Origin of the sequence: Streptomyces sp. LUP30, assembly GCF_001746365.1 — a bacterium.
Classification (GTDB): domain Bacteria; phylum Actinomycetota; class Actinomycetes; order Streptomycetales; family Streptomycetaceae; genus Streptomyces.
The window spans coordinates 22,167-41,626 of sequence record NZ_MJAJ01000018.1 but is presented as its reverse complement, the minus strand read 5'-3'; the positions used below and the strand labels follow the sequence as shown (position 1 = coordinate 41,626).

Here is a 19,460-nt window from a genome sequence, read left to right as displayed (position 1 = left end):
ATGTGGCGATTAGTCAGTTTCACCCTCTTCGTGGAGGTATCGCCATGTCTTTGCGCTCGGCGCTCACCCGTCTGGCCATAGTCACCGCAGCCGGCGCACTCGCCGCCACCGCGGCCGTCACCCCGGCCCTCGCCGACGACCTGGACGGCGACGGGGGCGGCAACAACAGCGGCAACAACACCCAGAGCGACGCGTCGCACGACTGGCTCGACCAGGGCGGCGGAGGCGGCCAGAGCGACCAGCCCGGCAATCAGGACGGCCAGGGCAATCAGAACAGCCAGGGCAATCAGGACGGCCAGAACAGCCAGAACGGACAGAACGGCAACTGGCAGTCGGGCGGCGACGACGGCGGCAACTGGCAGTCCGGCGGCGGCGACGGCGGCAACTCGCAGTCCGGCGGCGGCGGCAACTGGCAGTCCGGGAACCAGAACGACTCCCGCCGGTACCGCGGGCGCGTCACCGCGAGCGAACTGCTGCTGCGCAGCGCGCCCACCCGCGCCAGCCAGGTGATCCGGGTCGCCCGTCGCGGCGAGATCGTCTCCATCTTCTGCCGGACCCCCGGCCAGAACGTCCAGGGCAACTCCGTCTGGTACCTCCTCACGGACGGCACCTGGGCCTGGGGCGCGGCGCGGTACATCGACGTCATCGGCACGACACCGCGCTGGTGCTGACGCCGCGCTCGTGCTGACGCCGCGCCGGTGTCGACACGAAAGATCATCCAAGGCTCGCAGGGAGCCCCATTTGGGTAGGTTCCGGACATGACGAAAGCCGGAGTCGGAGCAGGAACCGGTACCACCGTGGCGGCGGCCGACGCGCCCGCCGCCATGGTGGGCCTCCCCCGGCGCCGTGGCGTCGAACTGTCCCTCATCGTCCTGGCCGTTCTGCTCTCCGTGTACGGGTACTGCGCCGTCGGCCTGGCCCGGAGCGGCGCACTCCCGCCCGGCGCGGCGGGTTACGGCGCGGGGCTCGGCGTGCTCGCGCTGCTGGCACATCTCGCGGTGCGATGGCGCGCCCCCTGCGCCGACCCGCTGCTGCTGCCCATCGCCGTGCTGCTCAACGGGATGGGTCTGGTACTGATCTACCGGCTCGACCTGGAGACGCCGGGCGACCGGGCGGCGCCCACGCAACTGGTGTGGTCCACGGTCGGGGTGGCTCTGTTCATCGTGGTCGTGACGGCGCTGCGCGACCATCGCGTGCTCCAGCGGTACTCGTACGTGTGCGTCGTGGCCGCGCTCGCCCTCCTGACCCTTCCCATCCTGTTCCCGGCCGTGAACGGGGCCCGCATCTGGATCCGGATCGCCGGCTTCTCCATCCAGCCTGGGGAGTTCGCGAAGGTGCTGCTGGCGGTGTTCTTCGCCGCCTACCTGGCGGCCAACCGCACGGCGCTGGCGTACGCGGGCCGAAGGATCTGGCGCTTCAGCCGGATGCAGCTGCCCACCGGGCGCGTGCTGGGCCCGATCGTCACGATCTGGCTGCTGAGCGTCGGCGTGCTGGTCCTGGAACGGGATCTCGGCACGTCCCTGCTCTTCTTCGGCCTGTTCGTGGTGATGCTCTACGTCGCCACCGGCCGCACCGGCTGGATCGCCGTGGGGCTGCTGCTCGCCTCGCTCGGCGCTGTCGCCGTCGGCCGCCTGGAACCGCATGTGCACAGCAGGGTCGAGGACTGGCTGCATCCATTCGCCTCGATCGAGGCCGGTCAGGGAGCCAACCAGCTCGCGCAGTCGCTGTTCTCCTTCGCGGCCGGCGGGGTGTTCGGCACCGGGCTTGGCGTCGGCCACTCGGTCCTCATCGGCTTCGCCGCGAAGTCGGACTTCATCCTGGCGACGGCGGGCGAGGAGCTGGGCCTGGCGGGCCTGTCGGCGCTTTTCCTGCTCTACGGCCTGCTCGTCGAGCGCGGCTACCGGGCGGGCCTGTCGCTGCGGGACCCCTTCGGGCGGCTGCTGGCCGCCGGCCTCGCCTCGATCGTGGCGCTCCAGGTGTTCGTGATCGCGGGCGGGGTGACCGGCCTGATCCCGCTGACCGGGATGGCGATGCCGTTCCTGGCGCAGGGCGGTTCCTCGGTGGTCACCAACTGGGCGATCGTGGCGCTGCTGATCCGGGTGAGCGACTCGGCCCGCAGACCGTACGACGCCCGGTCCGCCGCCCCGACCGCCGCCCCGGCCGCGGCAGGACCGACGCGCACCCCGGGCCGGCCGCCGACCGGCCGACCCGCCCTTCGGGTCGCCGAACCGTCGGACGGAACACCCCTCGGAACGCCCGGCGTCACGCCCGTCGGAACGCCCGTCGTCACGCCCGGCGGGCCGGTGGCCGAACCGGTCGACGGACCGCCCGCCGGACCCGCCGAACCTGTCGAACCCCTCGAACCCGTCGACGCGCTGGTCGACAAGAGCCCAGGGAGAACCCGGTGACCCGGCACATCCGGCATGCCGCCGTCTTCTGCGCCCTGCTGCTGACAGCGCTCCTGGTCAACGCCGCGCGCGTCCAGCTCGTCCAGTCCGGGTCCTATGACGACAACCCCGCCAACCGGCGCGGCTCCATCGCCCGTTACGCACAGCCCCGCGGTGACATCCTCGTCGGCGGCACCCCGGTCACCGGCTCCCGGGACACCGGGGAGCAGCTGCGCTACGAGCGCACGTACCAGGACGGCCCGTTGTACGCGCCGGTGACCGGGTTCGCCTCACAGGTGTACGGGACGACGTTCCTGGAGCACGCGGGTGACGGCATCCTCTCCGGGGCGGATCCGCTGCTCGCGCCGTTCCCGCTGTGGAACGACGTCACGCACGGCCGGCCGGCCGGCGGCGACGTGGTGACGACGCTGAACCGCCACGCCCAGTGGGCCGCCTACGAGGGGCTGGACGGGCGCAAGGGCGCGGTGGCGGCGGTGGAACCGTCGACGGGGCGGGTGCTGGCGCTGGTGTCCAGTCCGTCGTACGACCCCGGGGTGCTGTCCGGCAACGGCGCCCGCGCCGAGCGGGCCTGGGCCCGGCTCAACCGCGACCCGGACAAGCCGATGCTGAACCGGGCGGTGCGGCAGACGTATCCGCCGGGGTCGACCTTCAAGGTGGTCACCGCGGCGGCGGCGCTGGACGCGGGCGTGGTGACGGACCTGGACGCGCCGACCGACTCCCCCGCCCCCTACCGGCTGCCGGGGACGACGACGAGCCTGACGAACGAGGGCGAGGGCTGCGAGGACGCGCCCCTGCGGGAGGCCTTCGAGTGGTCGTGCAACACCGTGTTCGCCAAGCTCGGCGTGGACACGGGGCTGCCCGGGATGACCCGGACGGCCGAGGCGTTCGGCTTCAACGACGACAAGGTGCGGATCCCGTTCAGCGTCGCGCCGAGCACCTTCGACACCTCGCTCGACAGGGCGCAGTTGGCGTTGTCCTCGATCGGCCAGTACAACACGCGGGCCACCCCGCTCCAGATGGCGATGGTGTCGGCGGCCGTGGCCGACGGGGGCCAGGTGCGCACGCCTTACCTGGTGGAGCGGACCACGCGCAAGGGCGGGGCGACGGTGGCCACGGCCGGCCCCCGGCCGTCCCGCCAGGCGATGCTCCCCTCGACGGCGCGGCGGCTGCGGGAGCTGATGGCGGACGTGGTGCGGGACGGCACCGGGACCAACGCCGCCATCCCCGGCGCGATCGTCGGCGGCAAGACGGGCACCGCGCAGCACGGGCTGGGCAACGCCGGAATTCCCTACGCCTGGTTCGTCTCGTGGGCGCAGGGCGAGCGGGACCTGGAACCGCGGGTCGCGGTCGCGGTGGTGGTGGAGGACGGGTCGGCGCGCCGCGGGGACATCACCGGCGGCGGGATGGCCGCGCCGATCGCCCGGGCGGTGATGGAGGCGGTGCTCAACTCGTGAGGCGGGGACCCCGGTTCGTGAGACAGGGACCCCGGTTCCTGAGACAGGGGCTCCCGGGTCCGACCGGAGGGGTTCCGACCGGTGGGCCTCCGGCGGGAGGGACTCCCCGGGACTGAAGGACTTGGCAAGAAGTGGCGTCCGGGGGATTGACGGCCTTGCTGACAAGCAGTCTCATAAGAGCCATGACGACCCTCACGGATGCCGACGCGCTGGAAGGGCTGCGGGACGCGCTGGGCCTGCTCAAGGACCGGGAGCAGGTGGCCGAGCGACTGCTCGCGTCCTCCGCCAAGCACTCCTTCGACCCGGACAAGGAGCTGGACTGGGACGCGCCCTTCGAGGACGGCAAGTGGTTCTGGCCGCCGGAGCTCGTGTCGCTGTACGACACCCCGATGTGGCGGCGGATGAGCGAGGAGCAGCGGATCCTGCTGTCCCGGCACGAGGCCGCCGCGCTCGCCTCGCTCGGCATCTGGTTCGAGATCATCCTCATGCAGCTGCTCGTGCGGCACATCTACGACAAGGCCGCGACGAGCGCGCACGTGCGGTACGCGCTGACCGAGATCGAGGACGAGTGCCGGCACTCGAAGATGTTCGCCCGGCTCATCGAGCGCGGCGGCACGCCCGTGTACCCGGTGAGCCGGGCTCACCAGAACATGGGCCGCCTGTTCAAGACGGTCTCCACGACCCCCGGCTCCTTCACCGCGACCCTGCTCGGCGAGGAGGTCCTCGACTGGATGCAGCGGCTGACCTTCCCCGACGAGCGGGTCCAGCCGCTGGTCCGGGGCGTCACCCGGATCCATGTCGTGGAGGAGGCCCGGCATGTGCGCTACGCGCGGGAGGAGCTGCGCCGCCAGATGGTGACGGCGCCGAGGTGGTCGCAGGAGTTCACCCGCGTCACGTCCGGTGAGTTCGCCCGGGTGTTCTCCGTGGCCTTCGTGAACCCCGAGGTCTACCGGAACGTGGGCCTGGACCGCCGCGAGGCCGTGGCACAGGTCCAGGCGAGCGGGCACCGCCGGGAGGTCATGCAGTCGGGAGCGAAGCGGCTGACGGACTTCCTGGACGACATAGGCGTACTGCGCGGAGTGGGCCGCCGCCTGTGGAAGTCCTCGGGCCTGCTCGCCTGACCTCGCCGGGTCGCCGGGTCGTCGAGCCGTGGCCTCGTCCGACCGGGCCGGGGTGCGTCATCCGGCGCGAGCCGGGGGCGGGGAGTCCCGTCCGGCCGGGGGCGGACGTCTCGTCCGGGCGAGGGCCGGGGGCGGGGCGTCGGGCTGCGGGGGCGATTACGCTGCTCGTCATGACGCCAGCCGCCCCCGCCTACCGTCGTCTCAGCGTCGAGGAGCGTCGCAGTCAGCTTCTCGACGCGGCGCTGTCGCTCTTCGCGCACCGCGTTCCCGAGGACGTCTCGCTGGACGACGTGGCGGAGGCCGCCGGGGTGTCCCGGCCGCTCGTCTACCGGTACTTCCCCGGCGGCAAGCAGCAGCTCTACGAGGCCGCTCTGCGCTCCGCCGCCGAGGAGCTGCACCACTGCTTCGACGAGCCCCAGGACGGGCCGCTCCTCCCCCGCCTCGCCCGCGTCCTCGACCGCTATCTGACCTTCGTCGGCCGCCATGACGCCGGATTCAGTGCACTGCTGCAGGGCGGCAGCGTCGTGGAGACCTCCCGGACGACCGCCATCGTCGACGGCGTGCGGCGGGCCGCCGCCGAGGCCATCTACCGCCACCTCGGGGTTCCGGACCCCGGGCCTCGGCTCCGGATGACCGTGCGGATGTGGATCACGGCCGTCGAGGCGGCGTCCCTCATCTGGCTCGACGAGGACAAGCAGCCGCCCGCCGACGAGCTGCGGGACTGGCTGGTCGACCAGTTCGTCGCCGTCCTCGCGGTGACCGCGACGCGGGACGCGCAGACCGCCGAACTGGTCCGGGGTGCGCTGAGCACGGAGACCTGATCGACACTGGTGCGGTGAAGAGCGAAGACACCCCCTTCGAGGGCGGACCCATGGACGGCCGGGTGCTGCCCGTGCTGCTGGGTCCCACCGGGCACCCGCCCAAGACGTACCGTATTCCCCTGCCCGGCCCGGCCGGGGGTCCGCCGACCGTCCTGGTCTACCGGCGCGTGCCCCGCGGGCACAGCAGGCGGCTCGGGCTGCCCCGGGGCTGGAAGTACGAGTTCGACCCCGACGCGGAGGGGAGCGGGCGGCTGCGGTGGCCCTGGTCCAAGCCCGGGGCGCGACCGGACGCGTGACCCGGGGCGGGCAGGAGGACCGTCCGCGCGCCACGCCCGACGCCACGCCGGAGGGACGGCGGGACGACGCCGACGGGTGACGTCGTTGCGCCGAACCGCGCACGCCCGGCGCGCGGACTGCGCGCGCACGCCTGATGCTCGCCCTGCGGGGTGGAGGGGCCACTCCGCAGCGGAGGTGATGACGTGTCAGGAAGACTGCTGCGTCTGGTCTGTACGGTCTCCACGGCGGCGCTCGCCGCGCAGACCGTGCTGGCTCCCGGACTCGCCGTGGCCACCACGGAGCCACCGGGGGCCGGCGAACGGACGACGGCCGCACCGCGGACCCCGGACCCCGCCCCGGACCCACAGTCGGACCTGGACCCGGCTTCGGATGCGGATACGGATACGGATACGGACCCGAGAGGGTCGTCGGCAACCGGAGCGGACGCCCCCGACGCCCCGGATCCCGGTTCCAGCTCGGGTGCCGGTTCCGGCTCCGGCTCCGGCGGGCGGACCGTCGCCGAGTTGCTGACGGACCTTCAGCGGCTGTACCGGGAGGCCGAGGCGGCCACCGAGGCCTACAACGCCACCGAGGAGGAGCTGCAAAGGCGGCGGGCCGAGACCGGGCGGCTGGACGGCGACCTGGCGAAGGCCCGGCTCTCGCTGCACGACAGCCGCGGCGCGGCCGGACGTCTCGCCCGCCAGCAGTACCAGGGCAGCACCGCCCTCTCCCCCTACGTACGGCTGCTGCTCGCCAGGGATCCGCAGCACGCCCTCGACCAGGGGCATGTGATCGGCCGGCTGGCCCGCGAGCGGGAGGAGACGGTCGGGCGGCTGGAGAACGGCGAGCGCCGGGCCGCCGGGCTGGCCCGCCGGGCCCGCGCCGCCCTCGACGGCCAGCTCACCCTCGCCGCGCGCAGGAAGAAGGAGCGCGACGACGTGCGCCGGCGCCTGGACGACGTCCAGAAGCTCCTGGCCTCGCTCACCGCCGAGCAGCTCACCGCGCTCGCCGCGTTGGAGCGCGACGGGGTGGCGCGGGCGCAGGAGAAGCTCGTGGCGTCCGGTGCGCTCGGCGACGACGGCAAGCCGTCCGAGGAGGGCGAGAAGGCCGTGCGGTACGCGGTGCGCCAGCTCGGCAAGCCGTACGAATGGGGCGCACAGGGGCCGAGGTCGTACGACTGCTCCGGCCTGACCTCGCAGGCCTGGGGGCAGGCCGGGACCCCGGTCCCCCGGACCAGCGAGGAGCAGTGGGCGCGGCTGAAGCGGATCCCGCTGAAGGAGCTGCGTCCGGGCGACCTGGTGATCTACTTCCCGGAGGCGACGCATGTGGCGATGTATCTCGGGCAGGGCATGGTGGTGCAGGCCCCGCGGACCGGCGAGAAGGTGAAGGTCTCCCCGCTGGCGTCCAACCCGGTGCTCGGCGCGGTGCGTCCGGATCCGGGCGGCGCGCCCCTGCGGCGGTACCGGCCGCCGAGGCTCCCGCCCGCGGCGGCCGGGGCGGGAGCGGCGCCGGCTCGTCAGGCTCCGGTCAGCGAGCCCAGGTAGGCGGCCGTTTTGTCGGGCTCGTAGAAGAAGTTCTCGAAGTCGGCCGGGTCGTTGAACGCGTTGGCGAAACGATCAGCCGCGGGCTGCAGCTGCCCGGCCGCGCCCAGCAGGTTGACGATGTGCTCCGGCGGCGGGGCCAGCATCGCGTTGGTCCACTTGGTGACGTGCTGCGCGGTGTCCCAGTACCGGTCGAACGTCGCGCTCATCCACTCCTCGTCGAACTCCTTCTCGCCGCGCTCCAGGATCGACGCGAGGTAGGCGGCCGCGCACTTGGCGGCGGAGTTGGAGCCCTGTCCGGTGATCGGGTCGTTGGCGACGACGACGTCGGCGACGCCGAGCACCAGACCGCCGCCGGGGAGCCGGCCGATCGGGTTGCGGACGGTGGGCGCGTAGCGGCCGGCCAGGGTGCCGCCGGCGTCGGTCAGTTCGACCCGGGTGGCCCGCGCGTACTCCCAGGGCGTGAACTTCTCCATGAGTTCCAGGGTCAGGGAGAGGTGCTCCGCGGGGTCCTTGACGCCGTTGAAGACGTCCAGCGGGCCGCCGGGTATGCCCTCCCAGAACAGGATGTCCGCACGACCGGAGGTGGTGAGCGTGGGCATGACGAAGAGTTCGCCGACGCCGGGGACGAGGTTGCAGCGGACCGCCTCGGTGTCCGGGTGCTCCGGGCGCGGTCCCAGGCCGTGGACGTAGGAGACGGCGAGGGCGCGCTGCGGCTCGCGGTAGGGCGAGCGCTCGGCGTCGCGGCCGAACATCTGGACGAGCTCGCCCTTGCCGGCCGAGACCAGGACGAGGTCGTAGGCGCGGGAGAAGTAGTCGAGGTCGGAGACGGCCGCGCCGTGGATGACGAGCTGGCCGCCGCGCTGGGCGAACGTCTCCATCCAGCCGGCCATCTTCACCCGCTGGTCGACGGACTGCGCATGCCCGTCGAGCCGGCCCAGCCAGTCGATCGCGCGCTGGGTGGGGCCCGGGTCGTGCGAGCCGGGGGCGGCGACCGAGACGCCGAGGCCCTCGATCTTCGGGGCCTGCTGCTCCCAGAAGTTCAGCTGGAGGTCGCGCTCGTGCTGCAGGGCGGTGTCGAACATGCACTGCGTCGACATGACCCGGCCGGAGCGGATCTCGTCCGCCGTCCGGTTCGACATCAGGGTGACCTCGTACCCGTGCGACTGGAGGCCGAGGGCGAGCTGGAGACCGGACTGGCCGGCTCCGACGACGAGTATCTTCCGCATGCGGGGGACTCCTTGAGGGGCCTTACTCGGGGGTTGCGTCGAGCGCGTGGCCGACCAGGGCCAGAAGGGTCTCGATCACCGAGATCCGGCGCCGCGCATCCATGATCATGACAGGTATGTGCGAGGGGATCGTCAGCGCCTCCCGCACGTCCTCCGGCTCGAACAGCTCGCTGCCGTCGAAGTGGTTGACGGCGACGACGTAGGGCAGTCCGCAGCTCTCGAAGTAGTCCAGGGCGGGGAAGCAGTCCTTGAGACGGCGGGTGTCGGCCAGCACGACCGCGCCGATCGCGCCGCGCACCAGGTCGTCCCACATGAACCAGAACCGCTGCTGGCCCGGCGTCCCGAACAGGTAGAGCACGAGGTCGTCGTCGAGCGTGAGTCGGCCGTAGTCCATGGCGACCGTGGTGGTGGTCTTCTCGGGCGTGCCCGTGAGGTCGTCGGTCTCCTCGCTGGCCTCGGTCATCAGCGCCTCGGTCTGGAGGGGCTCGATCTCCGAGACGGTGCCGACGAGGGTGGTCTTGCCGACGCCGAAGCCGCCGGCCACCACGATCTTGGTGGCTATGGGGGCGCGGGTGCGGTCCGTCTGCCACGGCTTCAGGGGTTCGTCGGGCTCGGTCACGGGCGCGACGAGGGGGGTGACGCCGAACGAGGAGGCGGCGTCAGAGACGACGGAGTCCACTCAGCACCCTTTCCAGCAGAGCGCGGTCGGGACGGCCCGTACCGTGAGCGGTACCGGTGCCGTACACACGGATCTTTCCCTGGTCCGCGAGGTCGCTGAGGAGCACCCGGACCACTCCGAGCGGCATCTTCAGCAATGCGGCGATCTCGGCCACCGTGCGCATACGGCGGCACAGTTCGACGATGGCCCGCAGCTCCGGCATGACCGTCGACTTGAGCGACCCGTTCGTCAGTTCCCTGCGTTCCTCGGGGGCTTCCAGGGCCGCCACGAACGTCTCGACGAGAAGGACGTGTCCGAAGCGGGTGCGGCCGCCGGTGAGCGAATAGGGGCGCACCCGGGCGGGTTTGCGGTCGCCGCCGCGGACCGGGAGCTGCTGCCTGCCGCCCTGCGGCTGCTGCGGGACGGCGCTCATCCGAAGCTCCCCGTGGTGGCGGACTCCAGCGACTGCCGCAGCTCGCTGCGCAGTTCGGGGGTCAGGACGTGTCCGGCGCGGCCCACGAAGAGCGCCATGTGGTACGCCACCACGCTCATGTCGCAGTCGGCGGAGCCGTGCACGCCCAGGAGCGAGCCGTCGCTGATCGACATGACGAAGAGGCTGCCCTCGTCCATCGCGATCATGGTGTGTTTCACCCCGCCGAACGCCATGAGCTTGGCGGCGCCGATGGTGAGGCTGCCGATGCCCGAGACGATGGTCGCGAGGTCAGCGGAGGAGCCTCGCGGACCGGAGGGTTTGGTCTCGCGGGCCTGGCGGGCCTCGTCGTTGTGAGCTGCGTCCGAGGACAGCAGGAGCAGGCCGTCCGAGGACACGACGGCGACGGACTGGATGCCGGGGACCTCCTCCACGAGGTTGGTCAACAGCCAGTGCAGGTTACGGGCTTCACTGCTCAGTCCGAAGGTACTGGGCGCGGTCAACTACTTGCCTCCTCGACTGTGCCCCCCGTGTCTTCTTCGGCGTGTGCGTGTGCTTCTTGAGCTGCTTTTCGTGCGGTGGTCCGTGCTGTGTCGCGTACTGCCTCTTGGGACGGGACCCGGTTCTGGCCCGTCTTCTCGGCGATCTCCGCCTCCACCTCGCGGTAGCCGGCCTCCGCCCCCCGGCGGAAACCGCCCAGACGGCGGCGGAGGGCGTCCGCGTCGACCGAAGCGGTCCGCTGGCGCGGGGCGTGGGCGGGTGCGGTGATCTTGGGTGTGCGCTTGGGGAGTCCCTTGTCGGTGAGGGGTTCCTCCGGGGCGTCGGGGGTGCGGGCGTGTTCCGTGCCGGCTTGGCCCGCGGCGGCCTCGTCGGCGGGTGCGGGTGGCTCCTGGGACGCGTCCTCGTGGTCGGCGGCGGACGCGTGGGCGTGCTCGTCCTGCGCGGTGCCGGGCTCCCCCGGGGGGATCGGCAGCAGGAGTTCCATGGTCGTCTCGGCGGGCGACTCCGCCGGGCTCTTCGCCTGGCGTACGGCCTTCTCGGCCAGCGCGACCAGTGGATCGGCGGGCTTCGAACGCCCTGGCAGGACGTTGGAGTTGGCCTCGGCGTCGGCGCCGGGCAGGGAGAAGGCGTGGGCGCCCGCGGCGGACGGCGCCGAGGAGGGGACCGCGGCGGCCGGGGCGGCGGCGAGGAGCTGGGTCGGCAGGACGACGACGGCGGCCACCCCGCCCTGCTTCTGCTCGCGCAGCCGGACCCGCACCCCGTGCCGGTGGGCCAGCCGGGCCACCACGTACAGGCCGAGGCCGAGTCCTTCCTCGCCCTCCTGGTCGTACGGCGTCTCGGGGTCGAACTCGGCGAGGCGGCCATTGAGCCGGCCGAGCCGGTCGTCCGGGATCCCGATGCCCTCGTCCTGGACGGAGAGCATGACCTCACCGTTCTCCAGCAGCCAGCCGGAGACCTCGACGGGCAGGTCCGGCGGGGAGAACGCGGTGGCGTTCTCCATGAGTTCGGCCAGCAGGTGGGAGAGGTCGTCGGCGGCGAAGCCCGCCACGTGCGCGTGCGGTGGCAGCGCCGAGATGCGTACGCGCTCGTAGCGCTCGATCTCGCTGACCGCCGCGCGGACCACGTCGACCAGCGGGATGGGGCCCGCGTGCTGCTGGACGTGTTCCGTGCCGGCCAGGACCAGCAGGTTCTCGCTGTGCCGGCGCATGACGGTGGCGAAGTGGTCGAGCTTGAAGAGCGTGGCCAGCCGGTCGGGGTCCTGTTCCCTCTCCTCCAGGCCCTCGATGACGGCGAGTTGGCGCTCGACCAGGCCGAGGGTCCGCAGGGCGAGGTTGACGAAGGTGCCGCTGATGCTGTCCCGCAGGCCGTCCAGCTGGGCGGCGGAGGAGTCGAGTTCGGCGCGCAGTTCCTCGCGGGCGTCGGCCATCCGCTGGCGCTGGCCCACGAGGTGCTTGCGGTCGGACTCCAGGGTGGCGACGCGCTCGTGGAGGGCGACGGCGTGCTGGTGCAGGGCGTTGACGGAGCGGACGACCTGGGCGAACTCGTCGTTGCGGCCGGTGAAGGCGACCGGCTCCTCGGCCGCGGGGTTCTCGGCCCCCGCCAGCCGTGCCGAGCCCCTGCGCAGCACGGACAGCGGGCGGGTGAGGCTGCGTGCCATGCCGGTGGCCACGGCGACGGCGAGCAGCATCAGCGCGCCGAGGACGGCGACGCGGATCTCCAGGCCGGTGACGTCGTCGTCGCGCAGCCGGGCGAGATCCTCGACCCGGTGGCCGTACAGGGAGGACTCGGCCCCGCGCATCAGGTCGAGGCGGGCGGAGAGCGCGGCGTCCAGCTTCTTGACCCCGGTGCCGAGGTCGCGGCCGCTCAGCTCCGGCTGGTCGGTGAGGGAGGCGAGGTAGGCCTCGGCGGCGTCGACGTCGCCGCCGGTGACCGTGGAGTCGTAGGAGGCCACCGCGTCCTCGGGCGCACCCTCGCGGAAGTCGGCGAGGGCGGCGTCGGAGCGCAGCCGGGCCTGCTGTGCGGCGGCGGTGAGGGCGTCGCGCTGCTCGGTGTCGGCGTCGGACGAGACCTTCTCGGTGCTCGACCGGCCGGTGACGGGGTCGTAGGCGGTCTCGTCGCGGGTGGGGACGTTCAGCGCCGCGAGGAGCAGTCCCCGGGTCGCGGAGGCCTGCTGGACGGCGCTGTCGAGCTCGGCGAGGGCGTGCGCGCCGGATCCGGCGCGCGGCGGCATCTGCTCGGCCAGCCGGTCGACGAGGACGTGGAGCGCGGCGATGGCCTGGGAGTACCCCTGGTGCGCCTGGAGCGCGGTGCTCTTGCCGGTGAGGGCCGACTGCCGCACGGAGGGAACGGCGCCGAGGGCCTTGCGCAGCGCGGCGGAGACGTCCGTCTCGGTGGTCAGCTCGCGTGCCTGGCGGTCGACCCGGGCGCTGCCCTGCGGGGAGGGCGCCTTCGCCTTGACGCGGCCGGCGGCCACGTAGGTGGTGACCTCGTCGCGTTCGTCCGCCAGGGACTGGGCGAGGGCGAGGGCGTCCTGGGACTGTTCGGCCAGGGTGACCAGATCCTGGGAGTCCTTCAACTGGCCGGACGCGGCCAGGATCGAGGGCGCGCCGGCTCCGGCGATGGCGGCGGCCACCACGGCCACCGCGACGATCAGCCGGTTGCGTACGTGGGTCGGGCGGCCCTTGCCGACAGGGGTGCGCTCCGCGCCCCCCTCGGAGGCCGTCTGGCTGCCTGTACGCCGAGGCCGCGTCTTCTGCACCGGTGCTCGCATTCCTGACTCGTTACCCATGGGCCGGATATGACGCTCCGTCAACTGGCGCGTACGTCCGGTACGGTTCCCGACCCTCCCAGTGCCGGTGTGCGGGGTCCGCGCATCGCTTGCCCCGCCACCCGAAGGAGTGAACATCGGAGGGGAGTTGGCGGGCAAGTTCCCCTGGCGTGTGCGGCGGCCTTGCCCGGCAGGCCGGTTGGACGTGGGCGGCGGGCTTTGGCAGTATTCGCCGCCACGCCTTCCCGGAGTGCTTCATTCCCGCCCAAAACAGGCGTCTGACCTGCGGCGGTGCGCCCGTTCGGGGAGTGATGCCAGCCTTTTGCGAAGGCTGTGAAGGGGTCGTGCAGACTGGCCGGATGCGCACGGAACTTGTGTCGGACGGCGGCGATCCGGCCCGCCCCAACGAGGACTTCGCGAGCGTCGGGCTTCCCGCCTCCGGGCAGGGCGGTTCGCTCGTCCTGCTGGACGGGGTGACTCCGCCGCGGGACGGCGCGGGCTGTCTGCATTCGGTCCCCTGGTTCACGGCACGGCTGGGCGGCGCCCTGACCGAACTGACCGTTTCGCTCCCGGATGTTCCCCTGACCGAGGCGCTCGCCCTCGCCATCGCGCGCACCGCCGCGGCCCACGCGGACACCTGTGACCTTTCTCACCCGCGCACACCGCAGGCCACGGTGGTCCTCGCGCGGTGGTCGCCGGAGAGCGTCGAGTACCTGGTCCTGTGCGACGCGACGCTCCTGCTGGCGTCGCCGGACGGCGGGGTCGCCCCCGTGCGCGACGACCGGCTCGCGAGGCTGCCGCGGTCCCTGCTGCGGAGCGCCGCCGTCGTGGACGGCACCCTGCGCAACAAGGAGGGCGGGTTCTTCACGGCCGCGGCCGACCCTTCGGCGGCCGCCCGCGCGGTGACGGGCGCGGTGCCACGCGCCGAGGTCGCCGCGCTGGCCGCCCTGTCGGACGGGGCCGCCCGCTGGACGGAGCTCTTCCACGAGGGCGACTGGTCCGACCTGCTCGCCCTGGTCCGCGAGGAGGGGGCCCGGTCCCTGGTGGAGCGGGTCCGGCGACTGGAACGGGCGGACGACGACGCCGGCCGCCCCCGCCTGGCCCGGGCGAAGACACACGACGACGCGACGGTGGTGTACGCGCACCTGTGAAACGGCGTCCGGCCGGGGTTACTTCTCCATGCCGCGGTTCAGCTGCTGCAGCAGCCGGGCCAGCTCGGCGACCTCGGTGCGGTCCCAATGGGAGAAGTGGCTGACGTACCGCTCGCGCCGGGCCTCGCGGACCCGGCTCACCCGGCTGCGGCCCTCCTCGGTGAGGTCGACCAGCCAGGCGCGGCCGTCCGCCGGGTCCGGTGCGCGGGCGACCAGGCCGAGCTGTTCCAGGGCCCGCAGCTGCCGGGACATGGTGGCCTTGCCGACGCCGATGTAGGCGGCGAGCTCCGTGGCACGCTGGCGGCCGCACTCCTCGAGGCGGACGAGCAGCCCGTAGGCGGCGGACTCCAGGTCCGGATGGACCTCGCGGGCCATCTCCCCCTGGTTGGCACGGGCGCGGCGCAGCAGCACCGTGAGCTCCCGCTCCAGGGAGAGGAACTCCCGGTCGCCCTGCTCCACACCGCGCGACGACCGTGCGTCGTCGTTCGTGTCCTCGTGCACGTCAGCACCCCTGATCTCACCGGTCGCCGCGGTCGCGCAGCGCTCAAGTATTCCCCAGGCACAGGTCGGCGGCGCTTCGCAGGGCCGTGTCCCGGACACGGCGAGGGCCCGGGCCTCCCTCACGGGACCCGGGCCGTGCCGTCCCGCGGCGTCCGTCACGCCGCCACGGGAACCTCCGGCGCCGCGCCGTTCACGGCGGGCGCGAGCGCCAGTTCCAGGACCTGGCGGACATCGGTCACGGCGTGCACGTCGAGCTTGTCCAGCACCTCCGCGGGGACGTCGTCCAGGTCGGGCTCGTTGCGCTTGGGGATGATCACGGTGGTGACCCCGGCCCGGTGCGCGGCGAGCAGCTTCTGCTTCACGCCGCCGATGGGCAGCACCCGGCCGGTCAGGGAGACCTCGCCGGTCATCGCCACGTCCGTGCGGACGAGCCGGCCGGACAGCAGGGAGGCGAGGGCCGTCGTCATGGTGACGCCGGCGCTCGGGCCGTCCTTGGGGACCGCGCCCGCCGGGAAGTGGATGTGCACGCCCCGGTCCTTGAGGTCGCCCACCGGCAGTTCCAGTTCGGCGCCGTGGCTGCGCAGGAAGCTGAGCGCGATCTGCGCCGACTCCTTCATCACGTCGCCGAGCTGACCGGTCAGGGTCAGGCCGGCCGCGCCCGTCTCCGGGTCGGCCAGCGAAGCCTCGACGTACAGCACGTCGCCGCCGGCGCCGGTGACCGCGAGGCCGGTGGCGACCCCGGGGACGGCGGTCCGGCGCTCGGCCGGGTCCTGGGCGGACTCGGGCACATGGTGCGGCCGGCCGATCAGGGCGCGCAGGTCCTCGTCCCTGACGGTGAAGGGGAGTTCCCGCTCGCCCAGTTCGTGCTGGGCCGCGACCTTGCGCAGCAGCCGGGCCAGGGACCGCTCCAGGGTGCGCACGCCGGCCTCGCGGGTGTACTCGCCGGCCAGCTTGCGCAGCGCGCTCTCCTCGAGGACGACCTCCTCGCTGTCCAGGCCCGCCCGCTCCAGCTGGCGCGGGAGCAGGTGGTCGCGGGCGATGACGACCTTCTCGTCCTCGGTGTAGCCGTCGAGGCGGACCAGTTCCATGCGGTCGAGCAGGGCCTCGGGGATGGCTTCGAGCACGTTGGCGGTGGCGAGGAAGACCACGTCCGACAGGTCGAGCTCGACCTCCAGGTAGTGGTCGCGGAAGGTGTGGTTCTGCGCCGGGTCGAGCACTTCGAGGAGGGCGGCCGCCGGGTCGCCCCGGAAGTCGGAGCCCACCTTGTCGATCTCGTCGAGCAGGACCACCGGGTTCATCGACCCGGCCTCCTTGATCGCCCGCACGATCCGGCCGGGCAGCGCGCCGACGTAGGTACGGCGGTGGCCGCGGATCTCGGCCTCGTCGCGGACGCCGCCGAGGGCGACGCGGACGAACTTGCGGCCCATGGCGTGGGCGACGGACTCGCCGAGCGAGGTCTTGCCGACGCCGGGCGGTCCGACGAGGGCCAGGACCGCGCCGCCGCGCCGGCCGCCGACGACCCCGAGGCCGCGGGCGTTGCGGCGCTTGCGCACGGCCAGGTACTCGGTGATGCGCTCCTTCACGTCCTCCAGGCCCGCGTGCTCGGCGTCGAGCACGCCCTTGGCGCCCTGGATGTCGTAGGCGTCCTCGGTGCGTTCGTTCCAAGGGAGTTCGAGGACGGTGTCCAGCCAGGTGCGGATCCAGGAGCCCTCGGGCGACTGGTCGCTGGAGCGCTCCAGCTTGTCGACCTCCTTGAGGGCGGCCTCGCGGACCTTCTCGGGCAGGTCGGCGGCCTCCACGCGGGCGCGGTAGTCGTCGGACTCCTCGGCCGCGTCCTTGCCGTCGCCGTTGAGGTCGCGCAGTTCCTTGCGGACGGCTTCGAGCTGACGGCGCAGCAGGAACTCGCGCTGCTGCTTGTCGACGCCTTCCTGGACGTCCTTGGCGATGGTCTCGGCGACGTCCTGTTCGGCGAGGTGGTCGCGCAGCTGCTGGGTGGCGAGCTTCAGCCGGGCCACCGGGTCGGCGGTCTCCAGGAGCTCCACCTTCTGTTCGGTGGTCAGGAACGGCGAGTAGCCGGAGTTGTCGGCGAGCGCGGGGACGTCGTCGATGGCCTGGACGCGGTCGACGACCTGCCAGGCGCCGCGCTTGCGCAGCCAGGCGGTGGCGAGCGCCTTGTACTCCTTGACGAGTTCGACGACGTGGCCGGGCAGCGGGTCGGGGACGTTCTGGTCGACCGTGGTCCCCTCCACCCAGAGGGCGGCGCCGGGGCCGGTGGTGCCGGCGCCGATCTTCACGCGGCCGCGGCCGCGGATGAGCGCGCCCGGGTCGCCGTCGGCCAGCCGGCCGACCTGCTCGACGGTGCCGAGCACACCGGTGCTCGCGTACGTGCCGTCGATGCGCGGCACCAGCAGGACGCGCGGCTTGCCCGGTTCCGAACGGGCGGCGGCCTGTGCGGCCTCCACCGCGGCGCGTACGTCGGTGTCGTTGAGGTCCAGCGGAACCACCATGCCGGGGAGCACGACCTCGTCATCGAGAGGCAATACGGGCAAGGTGAGCGGTGCGGACGTCGAAGCCATGATCTCCCCTTCGGCAGTCAAGTTGAGCTATGCCGACTCAATGCCCGTGAGCCTTTGAATGTTCCCCGAACTCCCGCGCGTTCGCTGTGGGCGATCAAGGCTGTCGCGGCGGACCGCTTCGGGCATACCGTCGGAGGTAATAGCTCAACAGGCAGTATGACGCTTACATAACCGCGCTCAGGGGGTCGGCATGGATCGTTTCGTCCAGGCATGGGTGGACGGGTGGGTCGTGTCGCGGGGTGCGGCTCCGCCCGTGGCCGAGCCCTGGGGCTGGACCGTCGACGTGGGAACGGGCGTCGAGCACGCCACCCGGCATGTGCTCGGCGACACGAACGACGCGGTGACGGAGCCGACCGTGCGGAACGTGGCGGGCGCGGTGACGGGGGCCGGCGTCTGGCTGAAGGTGTTCGCCGACCCGGCCGTGGTCGGACCCTGGCTGGGGCCCGGCTGGTGGATCGACCCCGAGCCCGGCTTCCTGATGACGGCCCCGCTCCCGGACACCCCGCCCGGCCCCGCCCCCGACGGCTACCGGACCCGCACCTGGTCACGGGGCGGCGTCACGCGCACGATGGTCGCCGCCCCGGACGGCTCCCTGGCGGCGCGCGGGCAGACAGCCCCGACGGGCGTCACGGCGGTCGTCGACCAGATCGAGACCTCCCCCGGCCACCGCCGCCGCGGACTCGGCGCCCTCGTGATGCGCACCCTGCACCACGCGGCGGCCGAGCAGGGCGCCCGGACCGGCATTCTGGGGGCGACACCGCAGGGGCGGGCACTGTACGAGTCGCTGGGGTGGCGCGTCGAGTCGCCGTTGACCAGCGCCAAGTTCACGGGAGCCGCACGAAGGTGACGTCCGGCGGCCCTGGGGGCGCACCCCTGGGCGCCGCACGACGGGGCACGCCCCTCACGCCCCCTGCCCGTACCCCGCCCACTTCCGGCATTCGCCCCGTACCGCCCTGCGGCCCGACCACAATGCGCGTATGACCGATGACTGGAAGCGACGCCTGGACGCCCTGCACGCGGAGCTGGTCCGCCGGGACGACCCCGTCGCCTGGGTGACGGAGGCGGACGCCGTCGAGGCGTCCCGGCGCTATCCGCACATCGCGCTGCGCGGGCCCGTCTTCGGCGTCGCCAGGCTGGACCCGGCGGCCGCGGAGCCGCGCTGGCGGCTGCTGAAGCCGGTGGTCGACACCATGCCCCAGCAGGCCCGGGACGGACTGAACTCCCACCTGTGGTTCAAGGCGAAGGACGGCGCGGGCGATCCGGCCGCCCGGCGCGCCCTGCTGGCGGCCGTCGCCGTGCTGGAGCGGGCCCCGGCCGACGAGGTGGAGGCGCTGGGGGTGCGCTACCGGGTGGTGCGCGGCGACGAGTTCGCCCGCACCGGCGACGACGGCCTGGAGCCGCCCCGGCCCACCGACCCGGAAGCCCTCGACCCGTCGTGGGAGGAGCCCTGCGCCGTCCCCTCCCCCGACGTGGGCTTCGTCCTCGACCCCGACCGGGACGAGGGACCGATGGCGGGCGCCCTGCGCCTGGGGCTGCGCGACTTCACGTACACGGGGGCGCATTTCCCCGCCGACGTGCGGACGGACTCCGCGCGGGCGGCCCGGACGCACCCGGACGTGGTCCGGCTGCCGGTCGGCTTCTCGGTGGCCGAACGGGACGACTCGGGCTGGACCCCGTGCGGCTCCCTCACGGCCACCCCGCACGAGGCCCGCCGCTCGCTGTACGAGGGCATGGCCCGCGTGTGGGCCATGCTGTACCGCTTCGACGAGCGCAAGAAGGCCCTGTACGCGCGGGCCGCGGAGGCGTTCCGCAGCGCCGGCCGGGCCGACGAGGCGAGCGTGGAGGGCCGGGTGTTCCGCATCTGCCGCGTCGAGCGGATGGTCCGCCTGGGCCCGGACGGCCCGGAACCGCCCCGCCCCTCGGACGCCGACGAGTACGGCCCCATGAAGCTCCACCCGACACTGCACGAGAACGGCACCGTCCAGTACGACGAGTGACCGCCGGCGGCCGCGGACGTCGCCTATCG

The 19,460-nt window shown here is 73.0% G+C and carries 16 protein-coding genes and 1 pseudogene; 10 read left to right on the top strand and 7 right to left on the bottom strand.

Annotation, left to right across the window (positions count from 1 at the left end):
* Nucleotides 1-44: 44 nt before the first annotated feature.
* The 7 genes and pseudogenes from BG482_RS17035 to BG482_RS17005 all read left to right on the top strand — a co-directional run bounded on the left by BG482_RS17035 (nucleotide 45) and on the right by BG482_RS17005 (nucleotide 7,624).
* A complete protein-coding gene (locus BG482_RS17035) occupies nucleotides 45-671 on the top strand; it encodes an SH3 domain-containing protein (RefSeq protein ID WP_069769894.1) in 627 nt (208 codons plus the stop codon).
* 87 nt (nucleotides 672-758) lie between these two features.
* Nucleotides 759-2,144, top strand: a pseudogene (locus BG482_RS17030) (FtsW/RodA/SpoVE family cell cycle protein); the annotation flags it as partial.
* Between the two features lie 260 nt (nucleotides 2,145-2,404).
* Nucleotides 2,405-3,862, top strand: coding sequence for a penicillin-binding protein 2 (locus BG482_RS17025; protein ID WP_069769893.1), 1,458 nt, complete (start codon nucleotides 2,405-2,407; stop codon nucleotides 3,860-3,862).
* A 182-nt stretch (nucleotides 3,863-4,044) separates the two neighbouring features.
* Nucleotides 4,045-4,983, top strand: coding sequence for a diiron oxygenase (locus BG482_RS17020; RefSeq protein ID WP_069769892.1), 939 nt, complete (start codon nucleotides 4,045-4,047; stop codon nucleotides 4,981-4,983).
* Between the two features lie 170 nt (nucleotides 4,984-5,153).
* Nucleotides 5,154-5,804: a TetR/AcrR family transcriptional regulator gene (locus BG482_RS17015; RefSeq protein WP_069769891.1), complete on the top strand. Its 651-nt coding sequence runs from the start codon at nucleotides 5,154-5,156 to the stop codon at nucleotides 5,802-5,804.
* 14 nt (nucleotides 5,805-5,818) lie between these two features.
* Nucleotides 5,819-6,100, top strand: coding sequence for a hypothetical protein (locus tag BG482_RS17010; RefSeq protein WP_069769890.1), 282 nt, complete (start codon nucleotides 5,819-5,821; stop codon nucleotides 6,098-6,100).
* Nucleotides 6,101-6,283: 183 nt separating this feature from the next.
* The gene (locus tag BG482_RS17005; protein ID WP_256096389.1) at nucleotides 6,284-7,624 is read left to right on the top strand and encodes a C40 family peptidase; all 1,341 of its coding nucleotides are present in this window, start codon (nucleotides 6,284-6,286) and stop codon (nucleotides 7,622-7,624) included.
* Here the strand turns inward: BG482_RS17005 and BG482_RS17000 are convergent.
* From BG482_RS17000 to BG482_RS16980, 5 genes are read right to left on the bottom strand one after another with little or no spacing between them, the layout of a single operon-like run.
* Nucleotides 7,597-8,850 carry a styrene monooxygenase/indole monooxygenase family protein gene (locus tag BG482_RS17000; protein WP_069769889.1) on the bottom strand — a complete coding sequence of 418 codons (1,254 nt, stop codon included), beginning with the start codon at nucleotides 8,848-8,850 and terminating at the stop codon, nucleotides 7,597-7,599. The two genes, BG482_RS17005 and BG482_RS17000, sit on opposite strands and share 28 nt — an antisense overlap.
* 22 nt (nucleotides 8,851-8,872) lie before the next feature.
* Nucleotides 8,873-9,529, bottom strand: a complete 657-nt coding sequence (locus BG482_RS16995; RefSeq protein WP_069769888.1) for an ATP/GTP-binding protein — start codon at nucleotides 9,527-9,529, stop codon at nucleotides 8,873-8,875.
* The gene (locus BG482_RS16990; RefSeq protein ID WP_069769887.1) at nucleotides 9,510-9,941 is read right to left on the bottom strand and encodes a DUF742 domain-containing protein; all 432 of its coding nucleotides are present in this window, start codon (nucleotides 9,939-9,941) and stop codon (nucleotides 9,510-9,512) included. The genes BG482_RS16995 and BG482_RS16990 overlap by 20 nt, the downstream gene beginning before the upstream one ends.
* Nucleotides 9,938-10,441 (bottom strand): roadblock/LC7 domain-containing protein, encoded by a 504-nt coding sequence (locus BG482_RS16985; RefSeq protein WP_069769886.1) that lies wholly within the window; start codon nucleotides 10,439-10,441, stop codon nucleotides 9,938-9,940. Before BG482_RS16985 ends, BG482_RS16990 begins: the two co-directional genes overlap by 4 nt.
* Nucleotides 10,438-13,209: a nitrate- and nitrite sensing domain-containing protein gene (locus BG482_RS16980; protein WP_079141858.1), complete on the bottom strand. Its 2,772-nt coding sequence runs from the start codon at nucleotides 13,207-13,209 to the stop codon at nucleotides 10,438-10,440. The genes BG482_RS16985 and BG482_RS16980 overlap by 4 nt, the downstream gene beginning before the upstream one ends.
* A 356-nt stretch (nucleotides 13,210-13,565) precedes the next feature.
* Between BG482_RS16980 and BG482_RS16975 the strand changes: the two genes are divergently transcribed.
* Nucleotides 13,566-14,357, top strand: coding sequence for a hypothetical protein (locus tag BG482_RS16975; RefSeq protein WP_069769884.1), 792 nt, complete (start codon nucleotides 13,566-13,568; stop codon nucleotides 14,355-14,357).
* Nucleotides 14,358-14,375: 18 nt separating this feature from the next.
* On the opposite strand, the gene BG482_RS16970 is transcribed toward BG482_RS16975, so the two are convergent.
* On the bottom strand, nucleotides 14,376-14,858 hold the full coding sequence (locus BG482_RS16970) for a MarR family winged helix-turn-helix transcriptional regulator (RefSeq protein WP_069769883.1): 483 nt from the start codon (nucleotides 14,856-14,858) through the stop codon (nucleotides 14,376-14,378).
* 155 nt (nucleotides 14,859-15,013) lie between these two features.
* Nucleotides 15,014-17,434 carry an endopeptidase La gene (lon, locus tag BG482_RS16965; RefSeq protein WP_069769882.1) on the bottom strand — a complete coding sequence of 807 codons (2,421 nt, stop codon included), beginning with the start codon at nucleotides 17,432-17,434 and terminating at the stop codon, nucleotides 15,014-15,016.
* 190 nt (nucleotides 17,435-17,624) lie between these two features.
* Between lon and BG482_RS16960 the strand changes: the two genes are divergently transcribed.
* Nucleotides 17,625-18,281 carry a GNAT family N-acetyltransferase gene (locus tag BG482_RS16960; protein ID WP_069769881.1) on the top strand — a complete coding sequence of 219 codons (657 nt, stop codon included), beginning with the start codon at nucleotides 17,625-17,627 and terminating at the stop codon, nucleotides 18,279-18,281.
* 130 nt (nucleotides 18,282-18,411) lie between these two features.
* Entirely contained in the window at nucleotides 18,412-19,431 is a 1,020-nt protein-coding gene (locus BG482_RS16955; protein WP_069769880.1) for a DUF5954 family protein, read from the top strand.
* Nucleotides 19,432-19,460 lie beyond the last annotated feature (29 nt).

Coding starts and splice junctions, on each gene's coding strand:
- lon (WP_069769882.1), bottom strand. CDS start 17,434: ATGGCTTCGACGTCCGCACCGCTCACCTTGCCCGTATTGCCTCTCGAT.
- BG482_RS16975 (WP_069769884.1), top strand. CDS start 13,566: ATGCGCACGGAACTTGTGTCGGACGGCGGCGATCCGGCCCGCCCCAAC.
- BG482_RS17000 (WP_069769889.1), bottom strand. CDS start 8,850: ATGCGGAAGATACTCGTCGTCGGAGCCGGCCAGTCCGGTCTCCAGCTC.
- BG482_RS16980 (WP_079141858.1), bottom strand. CDS start 13,209: ATGCGAGCACCGGTGCAGAAGACGCGGCCTCGGCGTACAGGCAGCCAG.
- BG482_RS17020 (WP_069769892.1), top strand. CDS start 4,045: ATGACGACCCTCACGGATGCCGACGCGCTGGAAGGGCTGCGGGACGCG.
- BG482_RS16990 (WP_069769887.1), bottom strand. CDS start 9,941: ATGAGCGCCGTCCCGCAGCAGCCGCAGGGCGGCAGGCAGCAGCTCCCG.
- BG482_RS16960 (WP_069769881.1), top strand. CDS start 17,625: ATGGATCGTTTCGTCCAGGCATGGGTGGACGGGTGGGTCGTGTCGCGG.
- BG482_RS17035 (WP_069769894.1), top strand. CDS start 45: ATGTCTTTGCGCTCGGCGCTCACCCGTCTGGCCATAGTCACCGCAGCC.
- BG482_RS16955 (WP_069769880.1), top strand. CDS start 18,412: ATGACCGATGACTGGAAGCGACGCCTGGACGCCCTGCACGCGGAGCTG.
- BG482_RS17015 (WP_069769891.1), top strand. CDS start 5,154: ATGACGCCAGCCGCCCCCGCCTACCGTCGTCTCAGCGTCGAGGAGCGT.